The 16,653-nt window shown below is 45.4% G+C and carries 16 protein-coding genes; 4 read left to right on the top strand and 12 right to left on the bottom strand.

All coding sequences use genetic code 11. From position 1 onward, the window contains the following. Positions 1-210: 210 nt before the first annotated feature. The 4 genes from EV202_RS12120 to mtaB are packed head-to-tail and all read right to left on the bottom strand — an operon-like array spanning position 211 to position 3,998. Positions 211-729, bottom strand: coding sequence for a methylglyoxal synthase (locus tag EV202_RS12120; RefSeq protein WP_106068091.1), 519 nt, complete (start codon positions 727-729; stop codon positions 211-213). Positions 730-761: 32 nt separating this feature from the next. Continuing rightward, positions 762-1,778 (bottom strand): glycosyltransferase family 2 protein, encoded by a 1,017-nt coding sequence (locus EV202_RS12125; protein WP_106070372.1) that lies wholly within the window; start codon positions 1,776-1,778, stop codon positions 762-764. Beyond that, positions 1,771-2,670 (bottom strand): lysophospholipid acyltransferase family protein, encoded by a 900-nt coding sequence (locus EV202_RS12130; RefSeq protein WP_131927239.1) that lies wholly within the window; start codon positions 2,668-2,670, stop codon positions 1,771-1,773. The genes EV202_RS12125 and EV202_RS12130 overlap by 8 nt, the downstream gene beginning before the upstream one ends. After that, positions 2,667-3,998 (bottom strand): tRNA (N(6)-L-threonylcarbamoyladenosine(37)-C(2))-methylthiotransferase MtaB, encoded by a 1,332-nt coding sequence (gene mtaB, locus EV202_RS12135; RefSeq protein ID WP_131927240.1) that lies wholly within the window; start codon positions 3,996-3,998, stop codon positions 2,667-2,669. Before mtaB ends, EV202_RS12130 begins: the two co-directional genes overlap by 4 nt. A gap of 84 nt (positions 3,999-4,082) precedes the next feature. Between mtaB and EV202_RS12140 the strand changes: the two genes are divergently transcribed. Then, the gene (locus EV202_RS12140; protein ID WP_131927241.1) at positions 4,083-5,756 is read left to right on the top strand and encodes a long-chain fatty acid--CoA ligase; all 1,674 of its coding nucleotides are present in this window, start codon (positions 4,083-4,085) and stop codon (positions 5,754-5,756) included. A gap of 160 nt (positions 5,757-5,916) precedes the next feature. Then, entirely contained in the window at positions 5,917-6,123 is a 207-nt protein-coding gene (locus tag EV202_RS12145; RefSeq protein ID WP_106042196.1) for a hypothetical protein, read from the top strand. A 721-nt stretch (positions 6,124-6,844) separates the two neighbouring features. Here EV202_RS12145 and rplI read toward each other — a convergent pair. Genes rplI through rpsF form a run of 3 tightly spaced genes read right to left on the bottom strand, consistent with a single transcriptional unit; the run spans position 6,845 to position 7,930 of the window. After that, positions 6,845-7,294: a 50S ribosomal protein L9 gene (gene rplI, locus EV202_RS12150; RefSeq protein ID WP_106068096.1), complete on the bottom strand. Its 450-nt coding sequence runs from the start codon at positions 7,292-7,294 to the stop codon at positions 6,845-6,847. Positions 7,295-7,310: 16 nt separating this feature from the next. After that, positions 7,311-7,583 carry a 30S ribosomal protein S18 gene (gene rpsR / locus EV202_RS12155; protein WP_004288442.1) on the bottom strand — a complete coding sequence of 91 codons (273 nt, stop codon included), beginning with the start codon at positions 7,581-7,583 and terminating at the stop codon, positions 7,311-7,313. 2 nt (positions 7,584-7,585) lie between these two features. Further along, a complete protein-coding gene (rpsF, locus tag EV202_RS12160; protein WP_106068097.1) occupies positions 7,586-7,930 on the bottom strand; it encodes a 30S ribosomal protein S6 in 345 nt (114 codons plus the stop codon). A gap of 145 nt (positions 7,931-8,075) precedes the next feature. On the opposite strand from rpsF, the gene EV202_RS12165 reads away from it, so the two are divergent. Next, positions 8,076-8,522 (top strand): MarR family winged helix-turn-helix transcriptional regulator, encoded by a 447-nt coding sequence (locus tag EV202_RS12165; RefSeq protein ID WP_106068098.1) that lies wholly within the window; start codon positions 8,076-8,078, stop codon positions 8,520-8,522. A 202-nt stretch (positions 8,523-8,724) separates the two neighbouring features. Then, the gene (locus EV202_RS15100; RefSeq protein ID WP_164996197.1) at positions 8,725-8,901 is read left to right on the top strand and encodes a hypothetical protein; all 177 of its coding nucleotides are present in this window, start codon (positions 8,725-8,727) and stop codon (positions 8,899-8,901) included. A 78-nt stretch (positions 8,902-8,979) separates the two neighbouring features. On the opposite strand, the gene rprY is transcribed toward EV202_RS15100, so the two are convergent. The 5 genes from rprY to EV202_RS12190 all read right to left on the bottom strand — a co-directional run bounded on the left by rprY (position 8,980) and on the right by EV202_RS12190 (position 16,605). Continuing rightward, a complete protein-coding gene (gene rprY / locus EV202_RS12170) occupies positions 8,980-9,681 on the bottom strand; it encodes a response regulator transcription factor RprY (protein ID WP_106068100.1) in 702 nt (233 codons plus the stop codon). A 5-nt stretch (positions 9,682-9,686) separates the two neighbouring features. Beyond that, entirely contained in the window at positions 9,687-11,228 is a 1,542-nt protein-coding gene (locus EV202_RS12175) for a sensor histidine kinase (protein ID WP_106068101.1), read from the bottom strand. 389 nt (positions 11,229-11,617) lie between these two features. After that, positions 11,618-13,774, bottom strand: coding sequence for an elongation factor G (locus EV202_RS12180; RefSeq protein ID WP_131927242.1), 2,157 nt, complete (start codon positions 13,772-13,774; stop codon positions 11,618-11,620). Between the two features lie 523 nt (positions 13,775-14,297). Further along, complete coding sequence (gene uxuA, locus EV202_RS12185) at positions 14,298-15,512, bottom strand: mannonate dehydratase (protein ID WP_106068103.1); 1,215 nt, start codon at positions 15,510-15,512, stop codon at positions 14,298-14,300. Between the two features lie 187 nt (positions 15,513-15,699). Next, the gene (locus tag EV202_RS12190; RefSeq protein ID WP_131927243.1) at positions 15,700-16,605 is read right to left on the bottom strand and encodes an IS982 family transposase; all 906 of its coding nucleotides are present in this window, start codon (positions 16,603-16,605) and stop codon (positions 15,700-15,702) included. Positions 16,606-16,653 lie beyond the last annotated feature (48 nt).

A 16,653-nucleotide genomic window follows, 5' to 3' on the forward strand; every position in this document is an offset into this window, starting at 1 on the left:
GGTAAACTTGTTCGCAGTTAAGATGAATCTCTGTTCGCACCGTGCGAACATAAAAACGCAAGTTGCGGACAAACGTTCGCAGCGTGCGAACAAATATCCGCACACTGCAAACAGAGATTAAAGTTTAAGGATGAAGCAAGTTCGGTAAGTAAAAGTGCATAGAAAAATCAGGTGGAAGAGGAGGGGGAAGTGCGCATCCTCTCCGTGCAACTACTTTTTCCGTTTTCGCTTCTTTGCCTGCTCCACCGCTTCGGCAACCACGGGCTTGTTCTCGAACCGCTTGGTATAGCCGGTGTAGTCGGGAACGGTACGCTCGTAGGTAGGATCGAGAAACAGAGGACTGGAAATGATATGGTCGGCCGTGCTGCGGTTACAGCAGAAAACGATGTTTTCCACACCTGCCAGACGGGTCAAAGCCTTTACATCCGTGTCGTGCGGTTGAAGCGTCATCGGGTCGGTGAAAAAGAAAAGATAGTCAATCTCGCCCTCTACAATACGCGAACCCATCTGCTGGTCGCCACCCAAAGGCCCGGATTTGAGAATGGTGAAATCCCACTCCACATCGGGGTGCTTCTCTTTAAGTGCGGCAAGGATGAGGCTGCCGGTGGTTCCCGTACAATAGAACTTGTGCCCCATCAGTAGCTCGGAGTTCCAGAGCGCCCACTCTATGAGGTCTTTCTTCATGGCGTCGTGCGCCACCAATCCAATCTTTCTTACTAATTTCTCCATAAATCAATGCCTTTGATAATTATTTTTCTTCTTTATAATTGAGAGAAGCGTTTCTTTCCATATACATAAAACTGTGCCAAGATACTGATTTTTGTCCGTTCGGGTATGACCGGAAGGATGGTTTTTGCCATGTTCTCTTCGCGGGAGGCTGTGAACGACCGACGCAGGGAGGCATAGGAACGACGTGCGCGGAGCACAGCCAAAGCGTTGGGTATCTGGCCTTTCATGAGAAAACTTAATGCCGCTATATAATCGAGCACTGCGCGTGTGCGCATCACGGGCTTTAATTCCTCGTGGGGCAGATTCTTATATAACATGACAAGATTGTTACGAAAATTGAGAAACGTCTTGCGAGGATTCTCTTTCTTCAAGGTGGCGCCGCCCACGTGGTAAACCACACTCCGGGGTACGCACACCAGCTGTCGCCCCCGTGAGCGAAGGCGCCAACATAAATCTATCTCTTCCATGTGAGCAAAGAAACGACCATCCAAACCGCCCGCCTGCCAATAATCTTCCAACCGGATGAACAAGGCGGCACCCGTGGCCCAAAAGATGGGCAGAACCGTATCGTATTGAGCATTGTCGGTCTCAACCACTCCCATGATGCGCCCCCGGCAATAAGGATAACCGTAGCGGTCGATAAATCCTCCGGCTGCGCCGGCATACTCGAATTTATCTTTCTGCCGCCAACTGCGTATCTTGGGTTGGCAAGCCGCCACCTCCGGATGGGCATCCATGTATGCGACAAGCGGAGCAAGCCAATGCTCGGTTACTTCTATATCTGAATTGAGTAAAACGACGTATTCTGCCGCAACCTGTTTTAAGGCGAGGTTATATCCGTCGGCAAAGCCATGATTCTCTTCCAGCAGAATCAGGCGGACAGAGGGGAACTCATGCCGAAGCATCTCTATCGAGTTGTCCGTAGACCTGTTGTCGGCCACATATACTGCGGTGTCGTACGCTTGAGAGAAGCGCACGACGGAGGGAAGAAAGGAACGGAGCATCTCGCACCCGTTCCAGTTTAATATGACAATTGCTGTTTTATCCATGTCGTATCACATCTTCACGTTTCAGTTTCCAGCGCTTGTGCGACCAGAACCAATAAGCCGGCTCACGGCAGATGGTCTGCTCCAGGCGGCGGGCAAAGCATTCGGTGATTTCGCCGTCGGCCATTTCTTTCGGGGTCTCGGTGATCAGGTCGAAGGAAACCTTGCAGTGTCCTCGTCCGGTCTTTTGCAACTCGGCATAGAAGACCGGGAAATCCATCATTTTGGCTATCCGCTCGGCACCGTCCATGAATACGGTGTCCTGATGAAGAAACGTGGTCCAGTAGTGGGCCTCGCTGCGGTTGGGCGATTGGTCTGTTATCAGCCCCAATGCCATGCGCTTGTTTTCGCGGCGGAGCTTGATGATTTCTCTTGCGGTGGAATGTTTGGGGATGTTGTGTCCTCCGAAGCGTGAGCGAATCGGCTTGAACATCCCGTCCATGTACTTGTTGCGCAAAGGCTTATACACCTGTCCGGCAATGTCGTTTGGGTGCATGATGGCGGCCATGCCTATCAGCCACTCGAAATTGGCATAATGGGGAATCATGACGACGATGCCGCCGTGTTTTTCTATCATCTCAAGAAAGATGTCTGTTTTTTCGTAAACCATCCTCCGTTTTAAGTCGTCGAAGGACATGCGCAATGTCTTTATTTCTTCCAGCATGTAGTCGCAGATGTAATGATAAAAGCGGCGTTCTATCTCACGCAACTCCTGTTGTGACTTCTCCGGAAAAGAACGGCTGAGGTTGCGACGGACCACCTTCTTGCGGTAGCGCACGATGTGGCGCATCAGAAAGTACATCCCGTCGGACAGCACATAAAGCATTCGGAAAGGCAGTAGCGCCACAAGCCACATGCCGGCGTAGGTCAGCCAATAGAGTATTCTCGATTTCATATTTTTCTGTCGATTAGAACAGTTCCTTGCAGGGCAGTGCCATCTTCATTGAAATCTCCCAAAAGCACCGGCACTACTTGATTGTCGAGCGAAGCATCGTAAGGCACCTCTACACGGATGTAGTTCGGCGTGAAGCCATGCATCGGCAATCCCGGTTTGGGACGTTCCGGCAATACGGGCATTTTCTGTCCGATGAAGCGCGCATAGAAAGCTCGTGTCTTCTCGTCCGAAAGCGTCAATAGCCGTTGGCTCCGGGCATGCTTTTCTTCGGGCGTCACAATGTGGTCGATATGTAAAGCCTGCGTTCCCGGTCTTTCCGAATAGCTGAACACATGGAGTTGGGTCATATCCATTTCTTCGATGAATCGGTAGGCTTGTTCGAAAAACTCTTCTGTTTCTCCACGGGTACCGACAATCACGTCTACTCCGATGAAAGCATCGGGCATTATCTCTTTTATCTTCTTTATCTTCGAGGCGAACAAAGCGGTGTCGTAACGGCGGCGCATCATTTTCAGCACTTCGTCACTGCCCGATTGCAGGGGGATATGGAAATGAGGCATGAACCGTTGCGAGCGGGATACGTATTCTATGATCTCATCCGTCAGGAGGTTCGGTTCGATGGACGAAATGCGGTAACGCTCGATGCTTTTCACTTGGTCTAAAGCTTTCACAAGGTCAAAGAAGTTCTCTCCGGTGCTCCTGCCGAAATCTCCGATGTTGACACCTGTCAGTACGATTTCCTTTCCGCCTTCGGCTGCTGCTTGTCGAGCTTGTTCCACCATAGAGGCTATGGAACCGTTGCGGCTCCTGCCTCGGGCAAAGGGGATGGTACAGTAGGAACAGTAATAGTCGCACCCATCCTGCACTTTCAGGAAGAAACGGGTACGGTCGCCGCGCGAGCACGATGGGGCAAAGGAACGGATATCTTTCAAGGCAGAAGTGTATGCCTCGCCGGTTTCATGCTTTTGCAGGTTGCCCAAATAGTGGAGCAGGTCTTTCTTTTGTTCGGCACCGAGCACAACGTCCACTCCTTCTATTTTTGCCACCGTCTCGGGTTTCAACTGGGCGTAGCAACCGGTCACTACGACAAAGGCTTCCGGATGTTGTTTCACCAATTTGTGAATGGCCTGACGGCATTTTTTGTCTGCCACTTCCGTCACCGAACAGGTGTTTACCACACAAATATCCGCTTTCTCTCCTTTGCGTGCCGTGCGCACGCCTGCTTCTCGCAGCACCTTGCCGATGGTGGAGGTTTCCGAGAAGTTCAGTTTGCATCCCAGCGTATAGTAAACGGCTGTCTTATTTTGGAATATATTGGTATCTATCATGAACTTAAAACACTTTTACGTGACAAAGATATGTATAATTAATCTATTTTTCCTATTTTTGCGCACTCAACAATAGAATGTGCAATGATACAGGAAAATTTTATCAAACTATATGAGCATAGTTTTCGTGAGAATTGGGAGCTTCCCTGCTATACCGATTATGGAGAGAACGAAAGCTATACTTATGGCGAAGTGGCCCAAGAGATAGCAAAGCTGCATTTGATCTTCAAACATTGCCAATTGCGCCGTGGCGACAAAATTGCCGTCATAGGCAAGAACAATGCCCGCTGGTGCATTGCCTATATGGCTGCCGTCACTTATGGAGGCATCGTGGTTCCTATCTTGCAGGATTTCAACCCAAACGACGTACACCATATCGTGAATCATTCGGAGTCTGTGTTCCTTTTCACCAGCGACAGCATTTGGGAGCATCTCGAAGAAGATTCGCTCACGGGATTGCGCGGTGTGTTCTCATTGAGTGATTTTCGTTGTCTGTATCAACGTGACGGGGAAACCATCCAGCGTTTCCTCAAGCATCTGGCCGATGAAATGTCGGCTGCTTATCCGGAGGGTTTCCGAAAAGAGAATGTGGTGTATACGGAGCTTTCCAACGACAAGGTCATGTTGCTGAACTATACGTCGGGCACCACCGGATTCAGCAAGGGAGTAATGCTCACCGGCAATAATCTGGCAGGTAATGTCACTTTCGGCATACGCACCGGATTGCTGAAAAAAGGGGATAAGGTGCTTTCTTTCCTGCCTTTGGCGCATGCTTACGGCTGCGCTTTCGATTTCCTCACCGCCACGGCTGTCGGCACACACGTCACCCTGTTGGGAAAAGTGCCTTCTCCCAAAATCTTGATGAAGGCATTTGAGGAGGTAAAACCAAACTTGATTATCACCGTTCCTCTTGTCATTGAAAAAATCTATAAGAACGTCATTCAGCCCATCATCAGCAAAAAGGTCATGAAGTGGGCGCTCAATATTCCTTTGCTCGACGGACAGATATACGGGCAAATACGTAAAAAACTGATTGACGCGCTGGGCGGGCGGTTCAAGGAGGTGATTATAGGAGGTGCGGCCATGAATCCGGAAGTGGAGGAGTTTTTTCACCGTATCAAGTTCCCATTCACCATAGGTTATGGTATGACCGAATGCGCTCCTCTTATCAGTTATGCCCCGTGGAATGAGTTTGTGTTGACTTCTTCCGGGCGAGTGCTTGATATCATGGAAGCTCGTATCCATAAAGAGAACCCGGATGATAAGCTGGGTGAAATTCAGGTGCGCGGTGAAAATGTCATGGTGGGCTATTATAAGAATCCGGAGGCTACCAAGGAAGTCTTTACTGAGGACGGATGGTTGCGTACCGGCGACTTGGGTACATTGGACGAGAACAACAATTTGTATATTCGCGGACGCAGCAAGACGATGATTCTCTCTTCCTGCGGACAGAATATCTTTCCCGAAGAAATAGAGGCTCGTCTTAATAACCTGCCTTTTGTACTTGAAAGTCTTGTCATTGAACGAAATAAGAAACTGGTGGCATTGGTTTATGCCGACTATGAAGCGTTGGATTCGTTGGGACTGAATCAGCCTGAACATCTTAAGACCATCATGGATGAGAATCTCAAGAACCTGAATAATAGTGTGGCTTCTTATGAAAAAGTCAGCCAGATCCAGCTCTATCCGACGGAATTCGAGAAAACGCCTAAAAGAAGCATCAAGAGGTATTTATACAACACTATTGCAGAAGAATAATGTGTTGTATAACATGTTGGTAATCTACTTTTTAGGCTTGCCTCGAAAAAAAATATAAAAAAAGTTGAGGTTTCGAGAACAACGTATTCAAAAAGTACATAACTTTGCACCGTTTTAATAAAGCAAATGATTGTATTACGTTTTTAAAAAGCAAAGAAAAATGAAAAAATTAGTTTTGATGGCAGCAGCTATCGTAGCAGTATCTTTCGCATCTTGTGGTAACAAAGCAGCTAACGCAGAACAAGCAGCAGCTGATTCAATCCGTATCGCTGACTCAATCGCAGCTGTAGAAGCAGCCGCAGCTGAAGCAGCAGCCGCAGCCGCTGATACTGTAGCCGTAGATAGCGCAGCAGTTGTAGCTGAATAATTAGCACAACCCTATCTTAGAGAGAATTGAAAGTCTGACGTGCGAAAGCACTCAGACTTTTTTTATGCCCTTTTGGCTGCATTTATTCCTTTCTCCTCCAAAAGTTTATCCGGCTCAATCCGAAAAGCCATTGTTTGGTTATTCCCTTTTAATTTATTCTTCCATATGCGTAAGTTCAGGCCTGTGCAAGTCTTGGGCTTACGATAGTACAAAACGATGGCTTATGCATGTGCAAGTGTGAGGCGATACCTGTGTCAAGAGTACAACGTTGAATCCCTTTGGGTTATGGAAAGGAAAGTTTGCTCGCTAAATCTTCAGGTTGTTTGCAGTCTTTGTGTAACTAAAGGGGCTGAAAACAAAACTCTACATCTGAGTAATCTTATGCCCTCACTTTAAGAGGTCTGCCCTCACACTTTAGCAGATGTAAGCCCGCACTTTAGAGACGGTTTTCCCACACTTTAGGGGATATAAGCCCACACTTCGGAGGACATAAGCCCACACTTTGAGGAAGGTATGTTCAAGAGGAAGCCTCGATAGCCTTCCTTGATAGCCCTTGTGTCATTGAGGTTTTGTTCCTACTTGTGTTATGACATATCTATACAAGCATTGTTCCTTATTCCTGCTGGTATACATCGCTCATTGTCTATCGTGATTGATTGGATAAAATAAAGCCCGATTTCTCAGGGAAACCGGGCCTTATTATATTTATATAGATTATTGTTTATGCCTCTTCAGCAAGCACTTCGAAAGGAATCTCTACAGAAACTTCCTTGTGCAACTTGACAACAGCCTTATAGTTGCCAATTTCTTTCACAGCATCTTTGATGATGATGATCTTGCGGTCGATGTTGTGACCCAATTTTGCCAACTCTTCAGCAATCTGGATGTTGCCTACAGAACCAAAAATAGTGCCTGTGGAGCTTACCTTGGTAGCAATCTTCAAAGAAACGCCTTCCAGCTTAGCAGCCAATTCTTCAGCATCCTTTTTGATTTTTTCCAACTTGTGGGCACGTTGCTTCAACTCTTCTGCCAACATTTTCTTTGCAGCCGGAGAAGCGATGATGGCCTTTCCGGTAGGGATGAGGTAGTTACGACCATAACCGGACTTTACGGTTACGATATCGTTCTTATAACCCAAGTTTACGATGTCTTCTTTCAATATAATTTCCATACTTTCCTCCTCCTAATTATTTCATCATGTCAGTTACATAAGGTAGCAATGCCAAGTGGCGTGCTCTTTTCACGGCTTGAGCCACACGACGCTGGAACTTCAGTGAAGTACCGGTGATGCGACGCGGAAGAATCTTACCTTGTTCATTCAAGAATTTCTTCAAGAATTCAGGATCTTTGTAGTCAATGTACTTAATACCGCTCTTTTTGAAACGGCAATACTTCTTCTTCTTAACGTCTACTGAGGGCGGAGTTAAATATCTGATTTCTGATTGAACTTGTTGTGCCATGATTAATCCTCCTTTTTAGTTGATTTAACACTTCTTCTCTTCGCAGCATATTCAGCAGCATATTTATCTTGCTTGAAAGTCAAGAAACGAATTACGCGCTCGTCACGACGGAAGTTGATTTCCAGTTTCTCAATGACAGTAGGAGCTGCCTTGAATTCAATCAGCTGGTAGAAACCGGTTGACTTCTTCTGGATGGGATATGCCAGCTTTTTCAGTCCCCAGTTTTCTTCATTTACAATCTCAGCACCTTCATCTGTAAGAATGCCTTTGAATTTCTCTACCGCTTCCTTCATCTGAACATCAGACAAAACGGGAGTTAAAATGAAAACGGTTTCGTATTGATTCATACTCGTTTTTAATTAAATAAATAAATTATTTGTTTATGCGGGTGCAAAGGTAGACATTTTATTTTGAACTGCAAAAATAAGCCGACTTATTTTGTTTTATCTGTTGCTTACATTATCTTTGCAAAGTTGTTTAAGCAATAATTTCATGATAGAGCAATTTAATTTCGACATCCGGCTTATCTTTGCCATTTTGAACGGCAAGGTGTCGGCCGCCATCAATCGTAAGCTGTCTCGCAATTTTCGGCAGAATGGTCTGGAAATCACACCGGAACAATGGACCGTACTCCTCTTTTTGTGGGAAAAGGATGGGGTCACTCAGCAGGAATTGTGCAATGCGACTTTTAAGGACAAACCCAGTATGACCCGTCTCATTGACAACATGGAACGTCAACATCTCGTTGTGCGCATATCGGATAAAAAAGACCGGCGTACTAATCTTATTCATTTGACCAAAGGGGGCAGGGAGCTTGAGGAACGTGCTCGTGTCATTGCCAATCAGACTCTAAAAGAAGCTTTGCAAGGTATTGGGGTGGAGGACCTTAGAGTGAGCCAGGAAGTGTTGAGGACAATTTTCTTCAATACAAAAGACTGAGAATAAACGGTTGGCGATTAGTACTTGGTGTCAAGCCGATGTAATGGATAGAAGGTTGCGGAGGGGTATTTTTCAACCATCATTCTTCATTCTTTATTAAAATATGGTTTTTTTGCAGAAATAATTTCGCTTGTTAAAGAATTATGCTTTTCTTTGTGACAAGAATACGAAAGAATATAATAATCTATTAAAATACACACGCATGAAAGGCTTATTAAAAAATCTGGGATTGATATTGGTCTTGATAGGAGCACTTATCTTAGTGGCATGTTCCTTTACGGGCAATGTAAACAACAACGCCATCTTGGGCGGTTCTGTTGTTTTAGTTGTTGTAGGGTTGATTTCCTACATTGCCATCAACAAGAGGCTGGCTGATTGATATCAAAAAAGAAAAAGAATAAAAAGGCGGTTTGCATATGCACAACCGCCTTTTTTATTCAGAGAAGTGTGATCTTTATCAGCCTTCCACTTCCGGAGTGATCAGTTTATATCCTTTTCCATGAATGTTGATGATTTCGATGGATTCGTCTTCTTTCAGATGTTTACGCAGTTTGGTGATGTATACGTCCATGCTGCGTGCGTTGAAATAGTTGTCGTCAATCCAGATTGTCTTCAGTGCAAAGTCGCGCTGCAAAATTTCATTGGCATGTGCGCAAAGCAGTCCCAGCAGTTCCGATTCTTTGGTCGTCAGTTTGGTCTGTTTTTCAGGAGTAGCCAGAATCTGTTTCTGAGTGTCAAACGTAAACTTACCGATCTTATAGATATTGCTTTCTTTGTTTTTCTTTCCACGAACACGTCTCAGGATCGCTTCAATTCTGAATGTCAACTCTTCCATGCTGAAAGGTTTGGTGATATAATCGTCCGCACCAATCTTGAAGCCTTCCAAAATATCTTCTTTCAAAGTCTTTGCCGTAAGGAAGATGATAGGGATTTCGGCATTGGCGGCACGAACTTCCTGTGCCAGCGTGAAACCGTCTTTCTTAGGCATCATCACATCGAATACGCACAAGTCGTATTTATTTTTCAGGAAAGCTTTATATCCTGCTTCCCCGTCCGGATATAACTCGGCGGCATAACCTTTCGCCTGTAAATATTCTCTCAAAAGCATGCCAAGATTTTCATCATCTTCGCACAGCAAAATGCGCAGTTTCTCGTCCATATCAATTAATTTTTTAATGAAGGTAATGCTATAATAAATTTAGTTCCTACGTTCAGTTCGCTTTCTGCCCGGATGGTTCCCTTATGATCCAGAATAATCTTCTTTACATAAGCCAATCCCAACCCGAAACCTTTCACGTCGTGCAGATTACCTGTATGCACGCGATAGAACTTATCGAATATCTTTTTCAAATTCTCTTTCTTGATGCCGATGCCATTGTCTTGAATGGAAATCATCAGTTTACCCGCTTCGTTCCATGTTCGTACAACCAACTGGAGGTCTGCATCCGGACGTTTATACTTCACGGCATTGTCCATGAGGTTGAAAATTACATTGGTAATATGCATCTCATCGGCGAAGATGGTCGAATCCGTGGCGTCCAGCTCCGATTCAATTTGTCCATTATATCGTTCTACTTTCAGGGTGAAAGTATTGATTACCCCGGTTATCAGTTCGTTGGCGTCCAGTTCTTTCATCTTCAGTGTGGCCTTCTGCCGATCGAACATGGACATTTGAAGAACTTTCTCTACCTGGAATCTCAAGCGTTTCGTTTCGTCGTTGATGACACCCGATATGTGTTGGAACATGGCGGGAGATTTACCCACAGCCGGATCCTTCAACATCTGGGCAGCCAGCGAAATGGTCGAGATCGGTGTTTTGAACTCGTGAGTCATATTGTTGATAAAATCATTTTTCATCTCTGTCAGTTTCTTCTGGCGGAAAACGATGTAAATCGTGAAAATGAATGTTATCAGCAGCACGATCGTGAATATCAACGACGGTATCATGAAACTGACCGAATCGAAGATATAATCGCGTTTGCCCGGAAAATGTATCTTGACGATACTCATGCGTGCAGGAGGGTCGTTCAAGAACAGCGGTTGTGAATAAGAACTTTCGCTTCCTTCATCACTGTAATCCGAACAGCGGTAGACTTCTCTGCCATCACGGTCTATCACCCTGAAGTGGTAATCCAAATCACCGATGCCATTGTCCATCAAGCCTGCTTTGAGGTATTGATCCAGACTCTTGAAATTGACACGTTCCTCAATCGGTTTGTCACTGGCACGGTAAATCATCTGCCAAACAACTTCATCTACCAATGCCCGTTGATAGAGATAACGATTCTTTATCATTTCCACCTGCGAGCGGGATGTCTGTGGAATAGTCTTTGTTCCATGCTTGCGCGAGATCATCGCTCGGGGCGGTTCGGGCGGTTCGTTACTGAATGTTTTTAGCTCGATGGTAGAACGTACGGAACCATCCGGTGAGGTCATCATAAAACGTTGGGTTTGCACTGTTCCGGTGCCTTGCGACTGCTCCCAGGCTCTTTTTTCGGCTTCGGAGATGTCTTCGCGCAACCAACGGTCAACCTCTGCCGACTCCACGTCTTTGGAGGCAGCCATCAATGCGCGTTTTACCGATTCATCAAACTGCTCGTTGCGCATCTTTACCATCTCCTCTATGTAGCTGATCTGCAGATACAATAGACTGAGGAAGGAAAGACCCATCACGGCGCCCAATATCCATATAGTTGACTTTTTCATAGTCACAAAATTAACACTCTCTAATTAACACTCATGGTGAATTAACCTGATTTAACCGGAAGTTCTTGTAAATTAACCGATGCAGCTTTTTTAGTTTCTATTATCTACATTAAAACAAAAACAGAGGCCTTTGGTTTGCAAATTTAATAAAAAATTAAGTGTTTAATTTGCATTTCTTTGTATTTTTGAGCTGAACTCAGAAAAAAGTCGGGAAAAAGAAAGAACGCTATATCTGTTCTAAAAAGCATTAGGCACGGAATTTACGGTTTAACACGGCTTTTTGTGAATGAAAACGTGAAATACCGAACAATTCCGTGCCTAAGAGAATAGTAAAGGTGTTTTAACACCTCGTTGCTAAATATTCTATATAAACAATTGAAAAGAAGTATTTACTCTTCTGTTTGTTTGGCTTCAAACTCTTTGATAAGCTTATCCTGCACGTCACTCGGAACAAGTTCATAGCTGGCAAACTTCATGATAAACGAAGCCCGTCCGCCGGTCAATGAACTGAGAGCAGTAGAATAAGAAGACATCTCTTTCAAGGGCACTTTGGCGCTCAGTTTTTCGTAGCCGGCTTCGCTGCTCATACCCATGATCATGGCACGGCGTCCTTGCAAGTCGCCCATCACGTCGCCCATCTTGTCCGACGGAACAAAAACTTCTACATCATAGATAGGCTCCAAAATCTTCGGCCCGGCATTTTTAAACGCTTCGCTGAAGGCGTTACGTCCTGCCAGCATGAAGGAGATTTCGTTAGAGTCAACCGGGTGCATCTTGCCGTCATACACGATGACGCGTACATCGCGGGCATAAGAACCGGTCAACGGGCCTTGCTCCATGCGGGACATGATTCCTTTCAGAATGGCCGGCATGAAACGGCTATCAATGGAACCGCCCACAATGCTGTTGACAAATACCAGTTTGCCACCCCATTCCAGTGGCACTTCTTCTGTTCCTTTCACGTTCATTTTGAACTCCTGTCCGCCGAATCTATAGGTATCCGGCATCGGCATTCCTTCGTAGTAAGGTTCTACAATAAGATGAACTTCACCGAACTGACCCGCACCGCCCGACTGCTTCTTATGGCGATAGTCGGCTCGGGCAGCCTTTGTAATGGTTTCACGATAGGGGATTCTGGGCTCTTCAAACTTGATCTGCAATTTTTCGTTGTTCTCAAGACGCCACTTCAAAGTACGCAGGTGGAATTCGCCTTGTCCGTGTACGATGGTCTGGCGCAATTCCTTGGACTGGTCGATAATCCAAGTGGGGTCTTCTTCGTGCATGCGGTTCAGGATAACCATCATCTTTTCCGTATCCGCCTCGTTTGCCGGTTTAATGACACGTGAATATTTGGAGTTAGGATATTTAATGAAGTTGAAGCGGTTTTCAGAACCTTTGCCGTTCAGTGTGTTGCCGGTATGTACATCTTTCAGTTTCACTGTGCAACCTATGTCGCCCGCTACCATCTCTTCCACCTTGATGCGGTTGGCACCGGCGCATGCATAGATTTGTGCGATGCGTTCTTTGGAGCCACGGTCAGCGTTTGTCAAGTCATCGCCTTCGTGCACTTTGCCGCTCATTACCTTGAAGTACTGAACATCACCGATGTGGGGTTCGACGGCTGTTTTAAAGAAGTATAGAGAGGTAGGCCCGTTCGGATCCGGTTTCACCACCTCACCGCGTGTATTGTGTACCGATGGCATTTCGTCTACAAAGGGTACTACATTTCCCAAAAACTCCATCAAACGGCGCACGCCCATGTCTTTTCCTGCACACACGCAGAACACGGGGAACATGCCGCGTGAAGCCAAGCCTTTGCGTATGCCTTCGCGCATTTCGTCTTCCGTCAAGGATTCTTGTTCAAAGAATTTCTCCATTAAGCCTTCATCGTGTTCGGCAGCAGCTTCCACCAAGGCCTTGTGCATTTCCGTAGCTTTATCCATTTCTTCTGCCGGAATGTCTTCAATGGTAGGAGCTCCTCCTTCGGGCCCCCACGAGTATTTTTTCATCAAAAGCACGTCTATCAGCGAATTGAAATTAGGACCGGTGGACAGGGGATATTGTACGGGAACGACTTTAGAACCATAGATGTTCTTCAGCTGTTCCAACACCATGTCATAGTCGCACTTTTCGTTATCAAGCTGGTTTACTAAGAAGATGACCGGTTTTCCCAGCTTCTCCGTATAGCGGAAATGGTTTTGAGTACCAACCTCCGGACCGTATTGCCCGTTGAGCAACAAAATGGCGGTATCCGTCACATTGAGCGCTGTCATGGCTGCGCCCACAAAGTCATCACTACCCGGACAGTCGATGATGTTCAGTTTCTTACCGTTCCATTCCACATGGAAAACGGTGGAAAACACGGAATAGCCATATTCCTGTTCCACCGGGAAGTAATCGCTGACCGTATTCTTTGCAGTAATTCTGCCACGACGTTTTATAATACCACTCTCAAAGAGCAGCGCTTCTGTGAGAGTGGTTTTACCCGAGCCATCATTGCCGAGGAGGGCAATGTTCTTAATTTCATTCGTCTGATATACTTTCATGATGTATTAAGATTTTAAGTGAATAACCTGACATAAAAATATGCCGTTAATTTTTTGTGAGGCGCAAATTAGGCATTAATAAAAGAAAAAGCAACAAAGCAAAGCATGTTATAAAACACACCCGGTTTTTGTCTGCACGTAGTGAACATGGGATAGCTTCGTCTTTTGAGACATATTTACCTATTAAACAGCCATACCGTCAAACTAAAGAGCCATATCAGGCTCTGTTTTTTCGAGTAATGATATGGCTCTTCCTATTTATAATATGACCGGGACGTTCGCTTGTAAAAAAATATGTATGGATGCGATAGGGGTGAATCGTATCTCGGTGTCGAAAGTCTCGTTCCTCGGTGTCGAAGAGGGTGTTCCTCGGTGTCGAACGATGCGTTCCTCGGTGCCGAACGATGCGTTATCTCGAAGAAGAAAAAATGTAGGACATTATCCGCTGATAATCAGCTTGGTACAAATTCATTCTCGGGAAGAGACGCATCAAACGTCGGTTGTCATCTTTTTTCTATGTCAATCAAGCGGGAAACCAGTTTGGACACACCGTCTTTTGCTTATTTCCCGTTTTTAATTCATCGTCTACCACAGCCATCATTCCTTCTACTTGGGCCAATGCCTGCATACGGCCGTGAAACGAATAACCTGCATTGTATCCCTTGTCTTCATCGCCCAGCATCATACGTCCGTGATCCACGCGCATGGGAAGTCGGGGATTTTCTTTCTCGAAAATACGGATTAAATCAATGATATGGCCCCTGCCTTCGAGGTGGGAACTTTCGATAAAACTTCCGCCCGGCATGGCTTTCGTGCTGCGCAGATGCACGAAATGAATGCGCTTGGCGAACTTTTGTGCCAGCTTGCGGGTATCGTTTTGTTCGCCTGCACTCAAAGAGCCGGCACAAAAAGTCAGTCCGTTATGGGGATTATCCACGGCATTCAGCAGCCAGTCGATGTCCTGTTCGTCCGTTACAATGCGAGGTAAACTCAATACTTGAAAAGGAGGATCGTCGGGATGTACGCACATATTTATTCCATATTCCTCGCACACCGGCATGATGGCCGACAGGAAATAGCGCATGTTTTCGCGCAATGCGGTGCGGTCAATCCCCTCATAAAGAGCCAGCAGACGCTTGAAGATGGCTACCGGATTCTTGTCGCCCTCCTTGATGTTTCCATTTACAAATCCTTGTGTCTTTACAATGATGGCATCTACCAATTCGTCTTTCTCCGCTTCTGTTATCACTTTGTCCAGCTCTTCCACTTTTGCCAGTTCTTCCGGAGAATAATCGACTTCGGCGCCTTTCCGTTCCAATATCTTCAGATCGAAATAGGCAAAACGGATTTTGTCGAAATAGAGAGACGAAGTGCCGTCATCCCAAGGATGTTGAAGGTCTGTGCGAATCCAATCAATCACCGGCATAAAATTGTAACAAACTGTCTTTATCCCTGCCTTTCCCAGATTGGCAAGGCTGACTTTGTAGTTTTCTATCAGTACATTGCGTTCGGTTCCTGCATACTTTATTGGCTCGCTGACCGGAAGGCTTTCCACTACAGACCAGCGCAAACCGTAGGATTCGATATGCGCCTTCAGCTCTTCAATAGCTTCCGATGTCCAGACTTCTCCGTTTGGAACCTCATGCAAAGCTGTGACAATACCTTCTACGCCTATCTGACGCAACATGGCAAGTGTGATTTTATCTTTCTTGCCGAACCATCTCCAAGTTTTTTCCATTTCTATAATTCGTTGTCTATACGATACTGCTTGTTTTGTGATTTGCAGATATGATTCAAAAATAACAAAAAGAATCTGTATCGCTGCTGTTTTAAAGCAGAAAAAAATAGTAGGCAGAGATTTATTGGATAATTGTTTTTTTGTATATTTGTTATTCTGTAACTTATTTAACGTGAGTTCGACGAAATTAAAACAATGAAGTCTGTATGTCATAAGTTCTTTGTACCTTGATGCAAGGTTTCTTCGGAAAGCAACAATATGCAGCCAGTGCACTCAGTAGATTGACCATGAAATTGTCAAAGCAGCGGTGTCTTGAGTGTTCTACCTGAGCAATGTTCTTGAGTTCATCATTGACAGTCTCGATGATGGCTCTCTTTCTGATAAGCAGACTGTCCGAGATGGATGTCAACGCACCTTTCATGTTGCTCTTGAGTTTAGTAATGAGTTGTATGCCATCCACGAAGAGTTTCTCAAAAAGAGACTTCCCTATATAACCTTTGTCACCGACCAACTTCCCGTATATAAACTCCACAAAGTTCCTGTATTCCAACGGCTTGCGGTCATCAACGTCTCCCGGTGTAATCATGAAATTGAGCAGTTCCCCCTTCTCGTTGCAGATTAGATGAAGCTTGAAACCGAAGAACCAACCCATCGAGCATTTTCCCCTTTGGGCTATGCCCTTGAATACCTTGTGGATATGAATGCGTTGGTTCCTGCAAACGCGCAAAGGGGTGCTGTCCACAAAACTGATGCCGTTACATTTACCTAAAAGAACCTTCTTGATGAATAATGCCAATGGAAGAGCCACTTCCCGCTCAAGTTCTACGAAACGGTTGTAAGAGACAACTTTAGGAAACAGGTGGCGAAGATGCTTACATACTTTCTCAAGAAAGAAGTGCTTGAGACACCGATAGCCGGAGTCATGAAAGAGAATCATGATAAGCATTACCTCTGCCTTTGACATCGTAGAAGCGCGGTGATAACTACGGTGGGGATTGCTTTTTATAGTATATTTTGCCATCATAGCATCAAAAAACTTGCAAAAGTCATCTGCCATACAGAATAATTCGGTAACTTTGTCCTCGGTGATCATAGCGATTATTGTTTGTATTTCTTTGATTTTTATCACTATAAAGATACA

The organism is Prevotella heparinolytica (genome assembly GCF_004342845.1).
GTDB lineage: Bacteria > Bacteroidota > Bacteroidia > Bacteroidales > Bacteroidaceae > Bacteroides > Bacteroides heparinolyticus.

Excerpts from the sequence above, each read along its gene's own strand:
- EV202_RS12120 (WP_106068091.1), bottom strand. The coding sequence starts at position 729 with ATGGAGAAATTAGTAAGAAAGATTGGATTGGTGGCGCACGACGCCATG.
- EV202_RS12125 (WP_106070372.1), bottom strand. The coding sequence starts at position 1,778 with ATGGATAAAACAGCAATTGTCATATTAAACTGGAACGGGTGCGAGATG.
- EV202_RS12130 (WP_131927239.1), bottom strand. The coding sequence starts at position 2,670 with ATGAAATCGAGAATACTCTATTGGCTGACCTACGCCGGCATGTGGCTT.
- mtaB (WP_131927240.1), bottom strand. The coding sequence starts at position 3,998 with ATGATAGATACCAATATATTCCAAAATAAGACAGCCGTTTACTATACG.
- EV202_RS12140 (WP_131927241.1), top strand. The coding sequence starts at position 4,083 with ATGATACAGGAAAATTTTATCAAACTATATGAGCATAGTTTTCGTGAG.
- EV202_RS12145 (WP_106042196.1), top strand. The coding sequence starts at position 5,917 with ATGAAAAAATTAGTTTTGATGGCAGCAGCTATCGTAGCAGTATCTTTC.
- rplI (WP_106068096.1), bottom strand. The coding sequence starts at position 7,294 with ATGGAAATTATATTGAAAGAAGACATCGTAAACTTGGGTTATAAGAAC.
- rpsR (WP_004288442.1), bottom strand. The coding sequence starts at position 7,583 with ATGGCACAACAAGTTCAATCAGAAATCAGATATTTAACTCCGCCCTCA.
- rpsF (WP_106068097.1), bottom strand. The coding sequence starts at position 7,930 with ATGAATCAATACGAAACCGTTTTCATTTTAACTCCCGTTTTGTCTGAT.
- EV202_RS12165 (WP_106068098.1), top strand. The coding sequence starts at position 8,076 with ATGATAGAGCAATTTAATTTCGACATCCGGCTTATCTTTGCCATTTTG.
- EV202_RS15100 (WP_164996197.1), top strand. The coding sequence starts at position 8,725 with ATGAAAGGCTTATTAAAAAATCTGGGATTGATATTGGTCTTGATAGGA.
- rprY (WP_106068100.1), bottom strand. The coding sequence starts at position 9,681 with ATGGACGAGAAACTGCGCATTTTGCTGTGCGAAGATGATGAAAATCTT.
- EV202_RS12175 (WP_106068101.1), bottom strand. The coding sequence starts at position 11,228 with ATGAAAAAGTCAACTATATGGATATTGGGCGCCGTGATGGGTCTTTCC.
- EV202_RS12180 (WP_131927242.1), bottom strand. The coding sequence starts at position 13,774 with ATGAAAGTATATCAGACGAATGAAATTAAGAACATTGCCCTCCTCGGC.
- uxuA (WP_106068103.1), bottom strand. The coding sequence starts at position 15,512 with ATGGAAAAAACTTGGAGATGGTTCGGCAAGAAAGATAAAATCACACTT.
- EV202_RS12190 (WP_131927243.1), bottom strand. The coding sequence starts at position 16,605 with ATGATCACCGAGGACAAAGTTACCGAATTATTCTGTATGGCAGATGAC.